The sequence below is a fragment of the Lampropedia aestuarii genome (assembly GCF_004803635.1).
GTDB classification, from domain to species: Bacteria; Pseudomonadota; Gammaproteobacteria; order Burkholderiales; family Burkholderiaceae_C; genus Lampropedia; species Lampropedia aestuarii.
The window spans coordinates 1-18,313 of sequence record NZ_SSWX01000028.1 but is presented as its reverse complement, the minus strand read 5'-3'; the positions used below and the strand labels follow the sequence as shown (position 1 = coordinate 18,313).

The window sequence follows — 18,313 nt, the reverse complement described above, 5'->3', positions numbered from 1 at the left end:
AACAACTATAAAAAGAGTGCACAGATGGATGCGAGGTTTCTAGACTATTACAACCGAGAGCTGGCCTACTTGAAGGAGTTGGGCGGGGAGTTCTCTGCCTCGTTCCCCAAGGTCGCTGCGCACTTGGGCATGCATGGCAATACGGTCTCGGACCCTTATGTTGAGCGGCTTCTGGAGGGCTTTGCGTTTTTGGCCTCACGCATCCATTTGAAGATGGATGCGGAGTTTCCGCGCTTTTCCCAGCGTTTGCTCGAGGTGGTGTTTCCGCATTACCTCGCGCCAACGCCATCGATGGCGATTGTGCAGATTCCGTTTGATTTGACCGAGGCGGCCAAATCCACCGTCAACGGCGCGGTCTTGCCGCGCGGCAGTGTGCTGACCAGCCGCGCCATTGCGGGGGTGAAAACCCGCTGCAACTTTGTCACTGGGCATGAATTGGAGTCCTGGCCGCTTGATATTGTTGAGGCGTCGGCGGGCATGCTCGCTGGTGATATGCCGGGTCTGGGGCGTCAACTGCGTGGCAAGGAAGCCAAGGGCGAGGTGCGGCTGCGCTTGCGCTACCAAACCCCGGGCGCTGCCGGGCGGCCCAACCCCGACAAACTGACCTTCTTTTTGGCCGCTGACGATGCACTGGCCACACTGATGTATGAAAAGCTGATTGGCCACACCGTTGGTGTGGTGGTCAGTGTGCCAGGCCAGGCCGGTCAAACCATGGTCTTGCCTGCCCAGGCGCTGCAGCCGGAGGGCTTTGCCGCCGACCAGGCACTGCTGCCCAACGATCCCAGGGTGTTCCAGGGCTACCGATTGCTGCACGAGTACTTTGCCTTCCCGCAGCGCTTCATGTTCTTTTCAATTGCAGGCCTCAAAGCGCCATTGGCCAAACTCGACACCGATGTGTTCGAGCTGACCGTATTGCTGGACTGCGACCCTGAGGGGCTGGTGGGCACGGTCGACAAAAGCAGTTTTGCGCTCAACTGCGTACCCGTGATCAATATCTTCCCACGCCAGGGCAACCGGCTGCTGGTCACGCACGATGGGGTCGAGCACCACGTCGTTGCCGATCGCACCCGCCCTCTGGACTATGAGGTTTACCGCGTCGATATGGTCGATGGCTATGACCGGGGCAATAACCCGGTGACCAGTTTCGTGCCGTTCTACCGCCATGTGGGCAACCAGTACCCTGGCGCGCAAGCGTATTTTTCGACCCGCCGAGAATCCCGGCGCATGTCCGAGACCATGATGCGCCATGGCGGGCGCTCAAGCTACCTGGGCTCTGAGGTGTTCATTTCGCTGGTCGATGCCCAAGAGGCGCCTTGGCCACATGCGATTGACCAGCTCTCGATTCAGATGCTGCTGACCAACCGCGATTTGCCACTGCTGATGCCGGTCAACGGCGAGCGTGATGTGGAAGTGGAAACAGACCAGGCGATGCGCTGGGGCCGTGTGCTCAAAGGTCCATCGACGCCGCGCTTTGCGATGGCTGACCGTGAGGTCACTTGGCGACTGATCAGCCATCTGTCATTGAACTACCTGGCACTGCGCGACCAGGATCCGCAAAGCGGGGCGGTGGCCTTGCGTGAATTGCTCAGCTTGTATGCCGACCTGGCGGACCCGATGGTGGCCAAACATGCCGAGTCGATCATCGCGATGGCATCGAAGGCCGTCACGCGCCGCCTGCCGGTCAGCGGGCCCTTGGTCTTTGGCCGTGGCATTGGCATTGAGGCGACGATTGATGAGATGCACTTTGCCGGCTCCAGCCCCTACCTGTTTGGCAGCGTGCTGGAGCAGTTCTTGTCGCGCCATGTGTCGATGAACGTGTTCTGCCAGATGTCTCTGCACAGCGCCAATCGTGGCCAGATTGCCACTTGGCCGCCACGTTGGGGAGGGCGCCCGGATGCTTGATGCTGCTCGCACAGCGGTCGTGCCAACCGACGCTGCCAGCCCAGCGGTGCCACTTACGCCGCGTGCCGCCGTGCATGTAGAGGCGCTGGAGCAGCTGCAAAAAACGCCGTGGGCGTTTGACTGGTTTGCGCTGCTGCGGCGCATTGAGGCGCACAACCCCAGTTACTCGCGCTTTGGCGAAGCCGTGCACCCACAGGATGAGCCCGTGCGCGTGGGGCAAACGCCTTCGCTGTCGTTTGCGTCGGCCAGCCTGAGCTCGGCAGACTTTAACCAGCAAGGGCGCTTTGGCATCGAGCAAACCGGCTTTGGCCTGTATGGCCCCAATGGGGCCTTGCCGCTGCACATCACCGAGTATGTGCGCGAGCGTATTGCTTATGACGACGACCAGGCGCAAAGCGCATTCGCCAATATCTTCCACCACCGCTTTGCAATGCTGTTTTACCGGGCCTGGGCCAGCGCACAGGCTACCAACAGCCTGGACCGCCCGGACGAGGACCGCTTTGCCAATTATGTTGGCAGCCTCTCTGGCTACGGCAGCCCCGCGATGCAGGCACAAGACAGCGTGCCAGACCATGCCAAGCGCTTTTTCTCAGGCCATCTGGTGCGCTTGACGCGCAACCCTGAAGGGCTTGGCGCGATCTTGCAGAGCTACTTCGATTGCCCGTTCAAGTTGCAGGAATGGATGCCCCAGTGGTTGAAGATGGAAGAGAGCGAACAAACCCAGCTGGGCCATCAGGGCCCTGCCGCCCAATTGGGCATGGGCGCCGTGTGCGGTGCTTCGGTATTGGATCGGCAGCACAAATTCCGCTTGCATGCAGGGCCGCTTAGCTTGCAGGCCTACGAAGATTTCTTGCCGCAGGGCCGCCATTTCGTGGTGCTGCGGGACTGGGTGCGCAACTACATAGGCTACGAATTTTCCTGGGACCTGCGCTTGGTGCTCAAACGCAGCGAGGTCCCGCCGCTGGTATTGGGCTCTGGCGTGCGGCTGGGCTGGACCACGTGGCTGGGCAAGATTGAGAGTGCGCAAGACAGAGGGGATCTGGTCTTGCAGCCTGAAGCGCAAAGCTGAGTTCGGGCGTCTGGGGCGTGCTGGCACGCTGTCAATGAATGGATTAATAGACAGAGTTAAGGAAAGAGAATAGCGATGGCAAAAATCAACCGAGTATCCCTGTTTGGAAAATTGAATCCGGTCCTCTACAAGGCCATTGAATCGGCGACGGTATTTGCCAAATTGCGCGGCAACCCTGTGGTGGAGCTGGGCCATTGGCTCTACCAGCTCGTTTTGATGGACGACTGCGACCTGCACCATATTGCCCGCCACTACCATCTCGATGGCGGCAAGCTCTCCAACGATTTGCTGCAAGTGCTGGAGCGCCTGCCTAACGGCGCTTTGGCGATTGAAGACCTGTCTGGCGATATTGATCTGGCGACTGAGCGGGCCTGGATCCAGGCCTCACTCGTCGATGGCGCAAGCGCGGTGCGCAGTGGCCATCTGCTGATCGCCTTGCTCAACCACAAGGCCTTGCGCCAAACCACGCTGCATTTGTCCAAGCAATGGGCGCAGATTGACGTGGAGGACCTGCAGGCGCATTTTGCCTCTATCGTCGCCAAAAGCCCGGAATCCGCACTGGGCACGGCCGCCCATGGCGAAGCCGCGCCGGGCCAGGCCTCGGGCGCGATGTCTGCGCCCGCTTTAGGCAAAAAAGAAGCGCTGAACAAATACACCGTGGACCTGACCGAGAAAGCGGCGCAGGGCGAGCTCGATGCAGTGACTGGGCGCGATGAAGAAATCCGCCAGCTGATCGATATTTTGATGCGCCGCCGCCAGAACAACCCGATCCTGACGGGGGAGGCCGGTGTTGGCAAAACCGCCGTCGTCGAAGGCTTTGCCTTGCGTATCGCAGAAGGCGATGTGCCGCCAGCCTTGCAGGGCGTGCAATTGCGCGTGCTCGATATTGGCTTGCTGCAAGCGGGCGCGAGCATGAAAGGCGAGTTTGAGCAGCGCCTGCGCCAACTCATTGAAGAAGTGCAGCATGCCGAGCCGCCGATCATCTTGTTCATTGACGAGGTGCATACCTTGGTCGGCGCTGGCGGCGCTGCGGGCACCGGCGATGCGGCCAACCTGCTCAAGCCCGCACTGGCCAGAGGCACATTGCGCACCATTGGCGCCACCACCTGGGCCGAGTACAAGAAGTACATTGAAAAAGACCCGGCGTTAACGCGCCGCTTCCAAGTCGTGCAAGTGGCCGAGCCAGATGAAGCCAAGGCGATTGCAATGCTGCGCGGCATTGCCACGCCCTTGCAGCAGCACCATGGCGTGCGCGTGCTGGACAGCGCGATTCGCGCCGCCGTCTCCCTCTCGCACCGCTATATTCCGGCGCGCCAGCTGCCAGACAAGGCCGTGGCCTTGCTCGACACCGCGGCCGCCCGCGTGGCCGTGAGCCAGCACACGACCCCGGCGGCGCTGGAAGACTGCAAGCGCAAGCTGCATATCCTCAACCATGAATTGCACATGTTGCAGCAAGAGCAGGCCGCAGGCATTGCCAATACCCTGCGGATTCAGGACATTGAAAACCAGCTGCAGCAAGGGGCCGCGCAAGAAGCCGAACTCACCGAGCGCTGGGCCCAGGAAAAGGAGCTGATTGCGCAAATCGTGCAACTGCGCGACCGCCTGGCAGGCAGTGTGGTGAAAAAAGCACCTGCTGAGCAAGAGCACAGCACCGAGAACGCTGTTAACGACAATGCTGAAGCACTCGCCGATGAAGCCGGTGAATCTGCTCAAACCGCGCCAGAGCCCCTGAGCCAAGCGCAAATGCTGCTGCAAGTGCAAAGCCTGGAGCAGCAACTGCAGGGCATTCGTGGCGAAGACTCGATGGTCTATGCCGCCGTGGATGAGCAGGTCATTGCCGCGGTCGTGGCTGACTGGACCGGCATTCCGGTGGGCCGCATGCTGCGCAATGAAGCGCAAGCCGTGCTCGAATTGGCTGAGAACCTGGAGCGCCGCGTGATTGGCCAGCGCCATGGCTTAGAGGCGATTGCCAGACGCATCCAAACCTCACGCGCCAAGCTGGATAACCCGGTCAAACCGATTGGCGTGTTCATGCTGTGCGGCCCCTCTGGCGTGGGGAAGACCGAAACCGCGCTGGCGCTGGCAGAGTTTCTCTACGGCGGCGAGCAAAACCTGATCACCATCAATATGAGTGAGTTCCAGGAAGCGCACACCGTCTCGACCCTCAAAGGCGCGCCACCAGGCTATGTTGGCTATGGCGAAGGCGGCATCCTGACCGAAGCCGTGCGACGTCGCCCGTACAGCGTTGTCTTGCTGGATGAGGTGGAAAAGGCCCACACCGATGTGCACGAGATTTTCTTCCAGGTGTTTGACAAAGGCCGCATGGAAGATGGCGAAGGCCGTGAGATCGACTTCCGCAACACCGTCATCATCCTCACCTCCAACGTCGGCACCGACGTCGTCAACAGCCTGTGTGCCGACCCTGAGCTGATTCCGCAGATCCAGGCGATTGACGAGGCCTTGCGCAAACCCTTGCTCGAAGTGTTTCCTCCAGCGTTACTCGGGCGCTTGATCACGGTGCCGTATTTGCCACTCAGCCCAGACACCCTGGCCAATATCGTGCGCCTGCAGTTTGAGCGCATTCGCGCCCGCGTCGCTGCCGCACACAATGCCGAGTTTGTCTATGACCAGTCGGCCATTGATCTGGTGATGGCGCGCTGCAATGTCAGCGATGCCGGTGGCCGCATGATTGACGCCGTGCTGACCAATTCGGTCCTGCCTGAGATCAGCCGCAAACACCTGTCGGGCGTGATGCAAGGGCAGGGGCTGGCGCGGGTGGCAATCAAGGCCGAGGCGGGCGAATTCATCTACGACTTTGTCATGCGGGCGCTGGAGCCTGCAGCGGCAGACCCGCGCCTCTTGGCGGATGTCCTGGCCAACCCAGGCGACGCGGCCGATGCCAAGGTGCCGTCAGCGGCCAACCCAGACCATGCAACCACGAAAGAGCAGCACAGCCATGGCGCTTAATAACGACAACCAAAGCATGCCAACACCAGCGCCTGCCAACAGCTTGCCAATCGGCACGCGCATGCATGAGTATGAAATCAAGGCCGTGATCGGCGAGGGCGGTTTTGGCATTGTGTACCTGGCCACCGACACCTTGCTCGGCCGCGAAGTCGCGATCAAAGAGTACTTGCCGCTCAGCCACGCCATAAGGCTGGACAAGCACCAGGTCCAGGCCCGCTCGCCAGAGCATCAAGAGCTGTTTGAGAAGGGGCTCAAAAGCTTTGTCGCCGAAGCCAAGATCCTCGCGCAGTTTCGCAACCCCAATCTGGTGGAGGTCATGCGGTTCTGGGAGGGCAATGGCACGGCCTACATTGTCATGCCCTACTACAAGGGCAAGACCTTGCGGCAACTTCAGCAAAAAGGTTTTCGGGCCACCGACCAGGTCAGCCTGCTGAACCTGCTGATTCCGCTGCTCAATGGCCTTCAGCAAGTGCACAAAGTGGGCTGCTTTCACCGCGACATCTCGCCAGACAACATTGTGGTCTTGCCTGATGGCTCGCCTTTGTTGCTGGATTTTGGTGCAGCCCGCCATGAGATCATCAACCAGGCTGACGCCTCCACGGTCATTCTCAAGCCTGGCTTTGCCCCGATTGAGCAATACGGCGGCAAGGAGACGGCCGACCAGCAAGGGCCGTGGACCGATATTTATGCGCTTTCAGCGGTTGGCTACCAACTCATCACCGGCGTGATGCCGCCATCTTCCGTGGCGCGCATCATGCGCGATCCTTTGACCCCATTGGCTGAGCAGGCCAGCGGCTTCAACATGCCGCTGCCCATACTGAAGGCCATTGATGCAGGTTTGCAAGTGCAGGCCCAGGACCGCCCTCAGTCGATTGCCAAGTTCCGAGCCATGCTGCTGGCCAAAGAACCCGCTGCGCCAGCTGGCTCCGATGAGGCCCGTGTGCACCAGCAGTCGTTGGCTAAAACCGTGGCCAAGCCACCTGCCGCTGCGACAGCGGCGGCCAGTGTGGCGGCAGCTCCAGCCACTGCGCCCAAGCAGCGCATGAGCTGGTTATGGCTGGCTTTGATTGCGGGCGTGATTGGCTTGGCGCTGGCGGTCTTCATGTTTGCCCGAACCGAGCCGGCAACACCAGCAGTGCCAGCAGATCCGATTGCAGTCTCCAATACGCAAGCACCTCAGACGCCGCCAGCAGTGCTTGCGCCCAGCTCTGATGCAATTGCCAATTCCGATGCAGAGACCAACAGCAATGCCAATGCCAATGCTGCAGGCGCGGCGCCGCAGCAGGGCGAAACCACTGCACCGGTTTGGCAAGAGATGGTCGTGCCGCGAGCCGATGGCAGTGCCCCAAGCAACACTGCCGCAGTGCCGCCAGGTCAGGCACCAACAGGAACTGCGGTCTCACAAGACCCCAGCAGCGCAGTTCTGACAGACCAGCCAGGCGCGCAAGCAGGTCAGGCCATGTCGGGGGCGATGAGCAATGAAGCATCGCTGCAAGAGAATGAATCCCTGGTGCCTGATGCATCCTTGGTTCCTGGCCAAACGAGCCCAATCGATCCACTGAACACGGCAGAAGGCGTCGATCCCTTGCCAGAGACTGAGCCAGAAGAGCTGCCTGTGCCCACCGTCGGTTTTGTGGTCGTGCAAGCCCAGCCCTGGGGCGATGTCTACCTCAATGGTGAACTGGTCGGCACTACGCCGCCGAGCCTGCGCATCGAGGTACCGCTAGGCAGCAACACCATTGAAGTGCGCAATGACAGCGCCGCCTCGCATGTGCGCACCTTTAATGCCCAAGCGGGGCAGACCGTGCGCATCAACCACAACTTTGCGCCCTGACAAGGCAGAAGGAGCCAGCATGGCCGCTCTCATTGCGCAACACCGAGTCTGCATTGCGGCCCTGGCCGCGCTGGCGCTGGCTGGCTGCAACACCTTGTTTGATGCGCCCGCTGGCGCTGCAGGGGGCGATGCACTTTCGCCGCAGACCATTAGCGATCTGCAAGCCATTGCCCAGGGCCAGGCATTAGAGGCGATGGGCAGTGTACCCAACAGCGACAGTCTCAATGCGATGGCGCAAGGAGCGGCGCAAGGGGCCGTGCAAACTGGTGTGGACCTGGGCGCCAAAGTCGCAGCCAGCCTCAGCTCAGCGAAAGTGCAGCGCCTCTCGCCTGCGCAAGCGCGCGAGCCGGCCATTTATTTCGAAAAAATATCCAGCCCCATGCCGCAACTGGTGGTGCTCTCTGCAGGCACAGCGGCGGTGCGTTGGAACGACAAACCGCTGTTGATGCCAGAGGGCAATTCCAGCCATGTGATTTTGGTGCCAGCAGGCAAACACACTTTAACGATCGAGTACGCCGATGCGCAGCCATTCAAGGCCGAAGTTGCCGTGGCTCGATATGAACGTTTGACACTCAGAGTCGATGCGCCAGCCAGCAAAAGCTCCGAGAAGAAACAGTGAAAGGTACCATGCTAGAGATACAGGCCCTGACCTACAACGATTTGGCCCCAGTCGTGCCCATTGCCGGCGTTTTGCCCGCAGAGGGAGGCACGATTGGCCGAGGCCCGCAAAATGCGATCGTGCTACCAGATCCGATGCGGCTGGTGTCCAGACAGCATTTGAATATTGTTCCTGAAGCCCATGGGCAGTACCGGCTCGTCAATATCAGCGGTGCGAACCTGGTGTATGTCAACTCTGAAGAATTGCCCCCGGGCATGGGCTTCATGATTAAGCCCGGCGACAAGATCTACGTCGGCGGCTATGTATTACTGCTTGTTCAAAAAGACCAGCACAGCAGCGCATCAGCGGCCGGTGACCTGGCGCCGGCCGCGCAGCACACAGCGGTTGCCGGCGTGGCTGTCAGTAGCCTTGCCAAGACAAATGACAGCGTGCTTGGCAGCGTAGCTGACACTGCGCCGGAGTCTGATTTACTCGCAGGGCTTGGCCAAGCGTCGCAAGTGGCCGATCCAGCCCAGGCCGGTGCCAAGCCGCAAGCGGGTGAAATGGACGACTACCTCAGCGTTTTGTTCAGCGACAACCCGGTCGGCCGCAGCGGTAATAGCCAGGCCATGGAGCCGAGTCCAAGCCCCGGCCCAGGCGCGCACAGCGATGAGGTGCTGGACATGCTGATGCAAGGCACGGCTGCGCGCCGCCAGGATCTGGTTCAGTCATTGACGCAAGAGGGCGTTGACTTGCACTCGTTCACCGGCAAGGGCGACAGCTTGATCAACAGCGGCGATGCCACCGACCATTCTGCAGAGTTGATCGCAGAGCATGGGCAAGGGCGCATTGATGCATTGATGGGGGGCAACAACGTTGACCCCTTGGCCTTATTTGGCAACACGCCAGCTGAGAACGATGTGTTTGAGAGCCTGAAAATGGGCGCGGCCTCGCCGGTGAGCACTTCGGTTAACCACGGCTCGGAACTCAGTGGCTTGTTTGAAACACCCCGATTTGCGCCCAGCCCTACAACAGAGATTTCTGCGCAAGCAGCACCGTATGCGCAGCAACTGCCCGATGACTTTGATGCGTTTCTGAGCCCATTGGAGACGGACTCCAACGCTTCGTCTGCACCGCCCACACCGCCAAACCATGCCGTGATCGCAGACGCGCCAGCACTAGCCGCCGCTGCACCGGCGCTGGAGCCCATCGCAACTGAGCGGGAGCCTGTGCAACAGGCCAGCCCCATGTCCTTGGATGACTTGCTTGGCTCAGAGTCTGCCAGTGAAGATCCGTTGGCAGCGCTGTTGTCTGCGTCTGAGGAAGAAGACCGCTTCAAGCCTGGCCGTGCGGTGGAGCCCCCAATTCAACCACCAGCTCAACCACCAACTCAACCACCAGCTCAGCCACCAGCTCAGCCACCAGCTCAACCGCCGGTGCAGCCACCAGTGGAGCCGCAGAGTCCACCACTGCAAGCAGTCATTGCAACACCCGGGCAGGCTGGCAGTGCCGTCCCGCAGGCCGCTGCCATGGTTGCTGCTACAGCGACTGCCACTTCAGTACCAGCACCAACGCCTGTGGCTGCTGCCACAGACAACAGCGCGGCGTCACATCCAAACACCAGCCAAAATACCAGTCAGGATGCACAGCTGTACCAGGCGCTTCTGCAAGGCCTGGGGCTCAAGGAAATACCCGACCGCAACCAACTCGATGCCAATTTCATGTACCTGATCGGTCAGCTGCTGCGCTGCACGTCGCAAGGCACGGTGGACTTGATGGCAGGTCGTGCCGTCGTTAAGCGAGAGGTCAAAGCCAATGTGACGATGATCGCGCCTGAGCGCAACAACCCGCTGAAGTTCTCCCCGGATGGCGAGGTGGCCTTGATGTATTTGCTCGGCCGCACCTATCCCGGCTTCATGCAGCCGGCAGAGGCCATGAACAATGCCTACCTGGATTTGCGGGCCCACCAGATCGGTCTTGTGTCGGGCATGCGCTCAGCGCTGGGGCATGTGCTGGACAAGTTTGATCCTGCCAATATCGACAATGACACGATTGATGCTGGCTTGCTCGGCGGCTTTGGCAATGGCCGCAAAGCCAAGCTATGGGATGCCTACGGGCGCTACTACCAGGCCACGCGCGATGAGGCAGAGGATCGATTCCAGGAGTTTTTTGGTGCGGCCTTCTTAAAAGCCTATGAAGAAGCCACCGCCTCACTCAAGCTCTCTGAACCACCACCACAGAACCAATGGGGTGCCCAATGAATTTGTCAGTTGCTAAATACAGCCACCGTGGCGGGCGTTTGGTCAACGAAGACTACCTCGGCTTCTGTGCCAACGACTCCATTGGCTGCTTTGTTTTGGCCGATGGCACTGGCGGCTACCAGGGCGGCGCGCAAGCCTCTGAGGCCGTGGTCAAGCACATCCTTGATGTGTTCGCTATCCAGCCTGCGGTGACTCCAGACATGATTCATGCCAGTCTTGGCCTGGCGAAAGAGGCGCTGAATGCGGTCAAACGCCAACACCCTGAGTTCACGCACATGAACACCACGGTGGCGACCTTGATGCTCGATGCCCACCGCAGAATTTCCTATTGGTCACACCTGGGCGATAGTCGGATCTACTTGTTCCGCCATGGCCGGGCGCGCCAGCTCACACGCGACCACAGCGTATTGCAGTCGATGATTGATGCGGGCTTTGCCAGTGGTTCCTCGCGCGGCAATACCGAGCGCAATACCTTGTATGCCTCCGTAGGCAGCGTCGAGGTGCCGCAGCAAGCGGTCAGTGCCAGTGCGCTAATGCTCGAATCGGGCGATGCCTTTTTGCTGTGCAGCGATGGTTTTTGGGAAAGCGTCGATGAGAACTGCATGGAAAGCGCCTTGCGCCAAAGCGGCAGCTCTGCGCAGTGGCTCGATGAAATGGTGCGCACCATCACCACCATCGACGATGGCAGCAGAGACAATCTCAGCGCGATGGCGGTTTGGGTCGGTGAGCAGGAAGAAACGACCCGCATCCAAACCTTCCCAGTGCACGAGGGCCAGTAACCATGGTAGCACCGGCACAATTTGTGGGCTGGCTCGGCAAACTCCCGGCCGTGGGGGACTTCGCCTCGCGGGGCTTGGAGCCGCATTTGCAAAGCACCATCCACCAGTGGATCTCGCAGGGTATGCGCGCCTTGTCCGTGCGCGACCCTGATGAATGGCAACATGCCTACCTGGTTACGCCCGTGTGGCATTTTGTGATCAATGCTGGGGTCTGGCATCCGCATGCCTTGCAAGGCTGCTTGGCGCCCAGCCTGGACAAAGTGGGCCGCTACTCACCGCTGTTGATGCTGCGCTCATTTGAGCACCAGAGCCTCTCTGAGGTGCTGCCGCCTGCCGATGACTGGTCTTACCGCGTCGATGCCAGGCTGCGCCAGGTCATTGGCCAGCGTTTGCCCGTTGAGCAAGTCGCAGAGGGTGTGCATGAGCCCTTCTCCCAGCGGCAATTACAGCAGCAGGCCCAATCTGCCGCAGGCATCCTGAATGCGCTGGGCATCACAGAAGACAGTGCCAGCCGCCCATCAGGCAAACGCTGGTTTTCATGGCCAGACTTGAGCCACCTGTTCGCCAGCAGACAGCACCGCAGCTACTGGTGGGCCGAGCCATCGCCCAAACAGCCGCCGCGCCAAATCATTCACAGCGGGCAGCCCGATGAAGAGCTGTTTGTGTTACTCATGGGAGGGGCACTGTTTGTCGCAGGAACTTAAACCCAACGGCCTCTTTATGCCGACCCTGCTGGACCGTTTGAATGCCAGCACCAGCCAGGACAAAAGCGGCCGCCATCTGAGTCGCCAGGCTTACAGGCAGTCGGTGCTCAGGGATTTGCAATGGCTGCTCAATTGCGCCAATTTGGATGCGCAGCTGGCATTGCGCGCGCATCCGCATGCGCAAGCCTCGGTGCTCAATTTTGGTATTCCATCGTATGCCGGCTCCAAATTCACCCAAAGCGATTTACAGCGTGTGGCCGACTCCATCAAAACAGCCGTGCGGCAGTTTGAGCCGCGCATTATTCCCAGCACCTTGGAGGTCAAGATCATCCGGGATGTGGACGACGCCGCCTTGTGTGGCCAGCCGCTGTTTCGGATAGAGGCCTCGTTGTGGTTTGAACCTTACCCGATTGAGCTCGTCATTCGGGCCCTGTGGGATAGCGAGAATGGATCGATGAAGCTCTATGACAGCTAAGCGTGTGCATCGGCGAGAGCCTTTGCAAACTGCCAGTAGGCATTTGGCAAAGGCGCCCAGGCAGCAGCCAAGGATGGTGCAGTGCGTGTGAATACAGACTGCAAACGCAATAGTGTGCGAATAGTGCGCGGCGACACATGACCGCAGTATGCCGTTATCCAGATGCGAATCGGATAGCGCTCTTACCAACGATAGGTAGTGAACGTATGGTTTTATCTCTGAATCCAGCCAGTTTGAATCGCGAAGCCGAGGCCATTGTGGCCAAAGTCAAGGCTGAGCCCTTGCAAGCAGGCCACCGCGTAGCACTGGCCAATGTGCGCTTGCTCCAAGGCCAGTACCACAAGGCGTTGCAACAAATGCAAGTGGCCTGCCAAAGCGATCTGGAGTGGGCGCCTCAGGCCCAGTTGGTCAAGATGCTGGTGCAGTCTGAAACCGTGCGCCAGGCCGTTTTTGCAGGCAGTATCCAGGCCGACTTGATGGCCCCCGCACCCGTTTGGCTAGAGGCCATGATGCAGGCGCTCAGAAGCGAGCCGGCAACTCAAGCTGCTGAGCTGCGCCTGCAAGGGCTGGCGCAAGCGCCTGAAACAGCGGGCGTCCTCAATCACAACACGGCGTTTGAGTGGTTCAGCGATGGCGATGAGCGCTTGGGTCCGGTGCTGGAGCTCTACACCGCCTCGCGTTATTTTTGGCTGCCGATCGAGCAAATCGCCACTGTGCAATTGCAGCCCCAGGGCGATGTGTTGGATTTGCTCTGGCTCAAAGCCAGCGTAGTGCTGGGCGGCGCGACGCAGAAAAAACTGACCGGCTATGTGCCTGCACGCTACCCCAGCAACCAAGGCAAGCAAGAGCAGGGCAGTGAGGGGGAGGGTGAGTTTGAGACGGAGTGGACCCCTGGGCTTACAGAAGACGGCTGGCATGGGTGCGGCCAGCGCGTCTGGTACATGGATGGTGAAGCAGCGCCGATCACGGAGGTGTCGCACTTGGCATTCAATCCCACAAATTAGCAGAGCCTGGGGTGTTTTGCAGATTCTTTTGAAGGCAGTGAAGGCCACCCTCAATGGCGCTGGACCTTGAATCAAGGCGAGCAGTGCGGCCCTCTCACACGATGGTTTCTTTATTGGTAATACGTTGAACTAGGATGGAAAAAATGAAATTGAAAAATCTCTTCTTGTTGTTGGCCCCGACCGTCTTTCTGGTCGCTTGTGAAACCACGCCACCGGTAGAAAAAGCCGCTGAACAAACGGTTAGTTCCCAGCCTGAGATCCAAGAGAATCCTTGGGTTGCCAGCAAAGCCGTGCTGTTAGAGCAGTTGCGCCTGAACCCGCATTTGCGCGTTCAGGAGCCTGATGACCAGAGCATCTACGTCCAAATCCGCTCGACCAACTCCTTCAATTCGAGCGGCACAACGCCGTCTGCGCAATTGTTGGAATCCTTGGACGGCATTGCCAATGCACTGGAAGGGCTAGAGCAGATCCAGGTCGAGGTCGCAGGCCACACGGACAACGTGGGCAACCCACAGAAAAATCTGGAGCTGTCTGCAGCCAGAGCGCAAGTCGTGGTTGACTACCTGGTTGCCAAAGGCCTAGCCATGCCGATCACGGCTGTGGGCTATGGCTCTGAGAAACCGGTGGCGAGCAATAACACCAGAGAGGGCCGCTCCGTCAATCGCCGCATCGACTTGCTCATTACCCCGCAGCCCTAAATCGGCATTAGCCAGGCATGGCTCCATCTTGTGACCTGGCCACGCGTGTCCAGGTCCAAGTGATGACAACTGTAAATAGACCTGCTAGGTTTGGCCTAGCCATCAGTCTCACTAATTTGTTTTTTAACCACCAAAGAGGAAGTAAAAATGGCATCGCTACAAGACTTTTTTATCAAAATTGATGGCATCAGCGGCGAGTCTAAAGACTCCAAGCATGCAGGCTGGATCGACGTGTTGTCGTTCAGCTACGGCGTATCGCAGTCCAGCTCCAGCTTCACTGGCGGTGGCGCAGGCGTTGGCAAGGCCAACTTCGACGCGCTGGTGTTCGAGCACTATGCCGACAAGGCCACGCCAAACCTGATGCAGTATTGTGCGTCGGGCAAACACATCGGTGAAGTCAAACTGGAAGCGGCCAAGGTGGGCGACGGCTCACAGGTCTACTTCATCATTACCCTGACGGACGCCATCATCACCCACGCTGGTCCATCGGGCTCGACCGACGATGCGCGCGTCAAAGAGACTGTGGGCATCTCCTACGCCAAGATCAAAGTCGAAGTCAAAGAGCAGAACGCCAATGGCTCGCTGGGCGCAGCCACAACCGGTGGTTGGGACGTTAAGCAAAACGTGCAAGCCTAACAGCCAAGCACTGCCTTCTGGCCATTTGGTTCTAGATCTAGAGCCTTTTAGCTTTGGCTCTCTGACCTCTCTGGCTTTCTAGCCCATTGGCTGGATGGCCAAAGTGGCTCAATGCCAAGCACTTCGCCAAAGCCCCCCAAACCGCCTTGTGGAAAAAAGGCAAGCAAGTCCAAGGTCATATTTCGTTAGCCGCAGGCACAGCCATTGCCACATTTGGCGCCAATGGCAAGGCCGCGAAATTCAGGCCCGCCCCATCCTCTTGAGAGGATGGGGCGGCGTTTCTAACGATGGGGACCAGTTTTATGTCATCGACTAAGCGCGTTCTGACCACGCTGGCACCAGCGTTGCATCAATGGCTTGCCCACCGATGGCGATGTAGCCGTGGCGGCGCAGTTGTAGCTCAGCGCCTTCAAATAAAGCCGTTGCGCCATCAATGCCCAAGAGTTGTCCAAAGCGCCAAATGGTATTGCGGTCTGGCACATTGAGGCTGTGCTCTAGTAGGCAAAACCGCTGGTAGCTCATGCGGTCAAGCAGCTGGTACTCCATCTGTTCGTCACTGAGGTTGTAGAGCTGCTTGAGCACCAAGATGCGGACCATTACATCCACTGGGTAGGCTGGTCTGCCGCCTTTACTGCCATCGCCTCGACCAAGAAATGGTACAACCAAAGCCGCTAGCGCATTGAAGTTGATGTGTTTGGCTATGACCTGCAAGGGATCACCCACCTCTTCAAGCTTGCGATGGCGCCCTGCCTGGGCGAAGAGGTTGAACTTGGAGGCGCTGCGTGGTGTGATCATGGTTGCAATTTAAACCATCTCGGCTTTCGTTGGGTTTTGAGAGGTTCCCAAAAGCATAGCAAAACAGGGCCAAAAGGCCCTGTTTGAGATGATTAGCACGCCATTTTTTAATTTAGCCCCTGTTTAGTTTTGAATCGTGCAGAGTTAGACAGGGTTATGAGAGGTGCCCTATTGCACAGCTCCCAGAAAACAGCATTTGGTGAATATCTTACTGAGAGTTTATGATCGCAATAAGCATGCGCAATGCCGCTCTGGGATTGGGAGTGAAGGATTTATCAGGGACGACTAATTATTTCTCTTAAATACCAGCCACGAGGGAACGGGCCTGTGAGAGCCATCGGGTTGAGTGACGGGAGAGCACCAGAGACCCGATATATTGCACGAGGAATCAGGCCGTGATCGACCTTTAAGAAAGAACTGATTGTTGGCAAGCGCCAAAGAGGCTGATCCTCCGCCATCGAGCTCCAGGGCTCTTGATACGCCCAGGGCATTGAAAAGGTTGCTAATGTCTAGTCGGCTAAATCCATTGTCGTAAGCGCCACCTTGAAAGATATAAAGTAGATTGCTATCGTCCGATAGCGCAAGACCAATTCGAGTTGTGTCTTTTGATCCAGTATCTGGTGTTGGATCTGAGGACGTTGCCCTGAGTGGCAGGCCAGAGCCTGATACAGCGATAAACTGGTAGCCGGCCTTAATTAAATCTAATGCGTATTCTTCAACGGCCTGATCTGTTGGGCTGCCTTTGTGAATTAAATCAATATATGTATTTCTATTGGTTGTCCAAAAGAGTGTGTCTAAAGGGATTTGACTGCCATCGCTACCGATGTAATTTTGAGGGCCAGGAAATAAAACGTTGGGTTCGTTATGTGTTCCATTGGTTGGTCCATCGGGCACATTGTCAAAATACATGCCTAATGGCGTAGAGCACCGGTTATTGAGCCAGGTCGTATTATTTCCTTGTGCCCTGGTATCAAAATAATTGGCATTCATCAAAAGTAATGCGTCGTTACTCATTTTGTTCCATGCTTCCGAAACAGTGAGTATTTCCGCGATTTGCTTGGTTCCATCTGAGGTAACGGCATTAGGGTTTCCTTCGCAACGCGCCGCATCACCTTCATGGGTATCACCTAGAAGATGGGGGACAACGAATTGCCGATCTTGCCAATTAAAGGGCATAACAACTAAACTCGCATCATTGGCAGAACTGTAATTTCCACCATTTGAGCCAGGCTGTGTCATCGGAACTTCATATCCGGAAGAAAAATAGATGTGGCTGGGCTGACCCAATCTTAAGGCTTCACTTTTTGCCTCCTCAAATAATGCAAGCAATTGCGCATTTGTCGATGTTTGTGCGACATGCCCTGTTCCTTGACGTGAATCATCATCCTGGATAACAAACTCACCAGTTGGGAGACCGTTTCGTCTAAAGATCAGTTTCATTGCGATTACATTAATATCATAATCTCCAGATCTGATGGCTGGAAATGAGTTTCTTGCGCTGTATTCCCCGCCGTTTCCAATATTGGTTTGTCTAAAGCTATTGATGACACTTTGAGTGGCACCTGTGATTTTATGTGTGACGCTCAATTCCAAATCATAGTGGATTTCATCAAAAGAGCTACTCATAAAAATTTCATGAAAATAGACATCGATTAACAAAGGTCTTAAATCATCTCGTACACACACATCTGTCGATAAGCTTAGAATATCGTTATTGCCAGAGTGCGGGTCCCTGACTTGCATAGCGACACGCTTCCATCCCCAACAAGACCAATCGGCACTTGGTACTATTGGATTTTCGGACTCAAGTAAGTTATCTTCGATATTTGCTTCATATAGGTGATCCTTCTCCTCATAGGAGCGCGATTCTAATGCGTATGATATCGATAGACAAAGAAAAAATATGATTCCAATTAGTTTTTTAAACATAATAAACTCCTACCTATATATGATTTAAATAGAATATAAACTCAAAAAGTTTTATTATATGAAACCTATGGGGTAAATAGTTGATTATTATTGTTTGGAATTATTTTTAAGAAATTTTCGATATAAAGCATTCCCCAATAAATGCTTTACTTAAAGTGCATGTATCGATGATTTGATGCATGCACTTAGATTTTACGGTGTGGCTATGCTATTTGTAAGTCCTAAAAAAAATGTGGATTTCATTGAAATGTTTATTTTTTAAAAAAATAATCCATGAATAAGCTGTAAGCTCTGGAAATGGATGGATTTGTTGAGTTCTGTTGCAAAGTCTTTGACCACGAACGATAAGCTCCAGTGATGGATGGACCCATAGGGAGCCTCGTAAAACCCAACGAAAGCCCAAATGGTTTAAATTGCAGCCATGATCACACCACGCAGCGCCTCCAAGTTCGACCTCTTCGCCCAGGCTGGGCGCAATCGCAAGCTTGAAGAGGTGGGCGATCCACTACAAGTGATCGCCAAGCACATCGACTTCAATGCGCTAGCGGCCTTAGTGGCACCATTTCTTGGTCGAGGCGATGGCAGCAAAGGCGGCAGACCCGCCTAGCCAGTGGATGTAATGGTCCGCATTTTGGTGCTCAAACAGCTCTACAACCTCAGTG

General features: G+C 57.0%; 14 protein-coding genes and 2 pseudogenes. 14 read left to right on the top strand and 2 right to left on the bottom strand.

Annotated features, from left to right (window positions below):
* Positions 1 to 24 precede the first annotated feature (24 nt).
* The 13 genes from tssF (at position 25) to E8K88_RS18645 (ending at position 15,190) form a co-directional block, all read left to right on the top strand.
* Positions 25 to 1,902 (top strand): type VI secretion system baseplate subunit TssF, encoded by a 1,878-nt coding sequence (tssF, locus tag E8K88_RS16155; RefSeq protein WP_136407712.1) that lies wholly within the window; start codon positions 25 to 27, stop codon positions 1,900 to 1,902.
* Positions 1,895 to 2,971 (top strand): type VI secretion system baseplate subunit TssG, encoded by a 1,077-nt coding sequence (tssG, locus tag E8K88_RS16150; RefSeq protein ID WP_136407711.1) that lies wholly within the window; start codon positions 1,895 to 1,897, stop codon positions 2,969 to 2,971. The genes tssF and tssG overlap by 8 nt, the downstream gene beginning before the upstream one ends.
* Before the next feature lie 75 nt (positions 2,972 to 3,046).
* Complete coding sequence (tssH, locus tag E8K88_RS16145) at positions 3,047 to 5,938, top strand: type VI secretion system ATPase TssH (RefSeq protein ID WP_136407710.1); 2,892 nt, start codon at positions 3,047 to 3,049, stop codon at positions 5,936 to 5,938.
* Positions 5,928 to 7,772, top strand: a complete 1,845-nt coding sequence (locus E8K88_RS16140; RefSeq protein WP_168797365.1) for a serine/threonine-protein kinase — start codon at positions 5,928 to 5,930, stop codon at positions 7,770 to 7,772. Before tssH ends, E8K88_RS16140 begins: the two co-directional genes overlap by 11 nt.
* Before the next feature lie 19 nt (positions 7,773 to 7,791).
* On the top strand, positions 7,792 to 8,391 hold the full coding sequence (locus E8K88_RS16135; protein ID WP_136407708.1) for a hypothetical protein: 600 nt from the start codon (positions 7,792 to 7,794) through the stop codon (positions 8,389 to 8,391).
* Between the two features lie 8 nt (positions 8,392 to 8,399).
* Positions 8,400 to 10,631, top strand: a complete 2,232-nt coding sequence (tagH, locus tag E8K88_RS16130) for a type VI secretion system-associated FHA domain protein TagH (protein WP_136407707.1) — start codon at positions 8,400 to 8,402, stop codon at positions 10,629 to 10,631.
* Complete coding sequence (locus tag E8K88_RS16125) at positions 10,628 to 11,410, top strand: PP2C family protein-serine/threonine phosphatase (RefSeq protein ID WP_168797364.1); 783 nt, start codon at positions 10,628 to 10,630, stop codon at positions 11,408 to 11,410. The genes tagH and E8K88_RS16125 overlap by 4 nt, the downstream gene beginning before the upstream one ends.
* 2 nt (positions 11,411 to 11,412) lie before the next feature.
* A complete protein-coding gene (gene tagF / locus E8K88_RS16120) occupies positions 11,413 to 12,114 on the top strand; it encodes a type VI secretion system-associated protein TagF (RefSeq protein ID WP_136407705.1) in 702 nt (233 codons plus the stop codon).
* Positions 12,098 to 12,589 (top strand): type VI secretion system baseplate subunit TssE, encoded by a 492-nt coding sequence (gene tssE / locus E8K88_RS16115; protein ID WP_168797363.1) that lies wholly within the window; start codon positions 12,098 to 12,100, stop codon positions 12,587 to 12,589. The genes tagF and tssE overlap by 17 nt, the downstream gene beginning before the upstream one ends.
* Before the next feature lie 206 nt (positions 12,590 to 12,795).
* Positions 12,796 to 13,593, top strand: a complete 798-nt coding sequence (locus tag E8K88_RS16110) for a type VI secretion system accessory protein TagJ (RefSeq protein ID WP_168797362.1) — start codon at positions 12,796 to 12,798, stop codon at positions 13,591 to 13,593.
* 143 nt (positions 13,594 to 13,736) lie between these two features.
* Positions 13,737 to 14,291 (top strand): OmpA family protein, encoded by a 555-nt coding sequence (locus E8K88_RS16105; RefSeq protein WP_168797361.1) that lies wholly within the window; start codon positions 13,737 to 13,739, stop codon positions 14,289 to 14,291.
* Positions 14,292 to 14,438: 147 nt separating this feature from the next.
* The gene (locus E8K88_RS16100) at positions 14,439 to 14,927 is read left to right on the top strand and encodes an Hcp family type VI secretion system effector (RefSeq protein ID WP_136407701.1); all 489 of its coding nucleotides are present in this window, start codon (positions 14,439 to 14,441) and stop codon (positions 14,925 to 14,927) included.
* A gap of 86 nt (positions 14,928 to 15,013) precedes the next feature.
* A complete protein-coding gene (locus tag E8K88_RS18645) occupies positions 15,014 to 15,190 on the top strand; it encodes a BPSL0067 family protein (RefSeq protein WP_168797360.1) in 177 nt (58 codons plus the stop codon).
* 67 nt (positions 15,191 to 15,257) lie between these two features.
* On the opposite strand, the pseudogene E8K88_RS16095 reads toward E8K88_RS18645, so the two are convergent.
* Together E8K88_RS16095 and E8K88_RS16090 are read right to left on the bottom strand one after the other, a co-directional pair.
* A pseudogene (locus E8K88_RS16095) lies at positions 15,258 to 15,719 on the bottom strand (transposase); the annotation flags it as partial.
* A gap of 288 nt (positions 15,720 to 16,007) precedes the next feature.
* Positions 16,008 to 17,651: a phosphodiester glycosidase family protein gene (locus tag E8K88_RS16090; protein ID WP_136407700.1), complete on the bottom strand. Its 1,644-nt coding sequence runs from the start codon at positions 17,649 to 17,651 to the stop codon at positions 16,008 to 16,010.
* Positions 17,652 to 18,072: 421 nt separating this feature from the next.
* Here E8K88_RS16090 and E8K88_RS18535 point away from each other — a divergent pair.
* Positions 18,073 to 18,255: pseudogene (locus E8K88_RS18535) on the top strand (IS5/IS1182 family transposase); the annotation flags it as partial.
* Between the last annotated feature and the right edge of the window lie 58 nt (positions 18,256 to 18,313).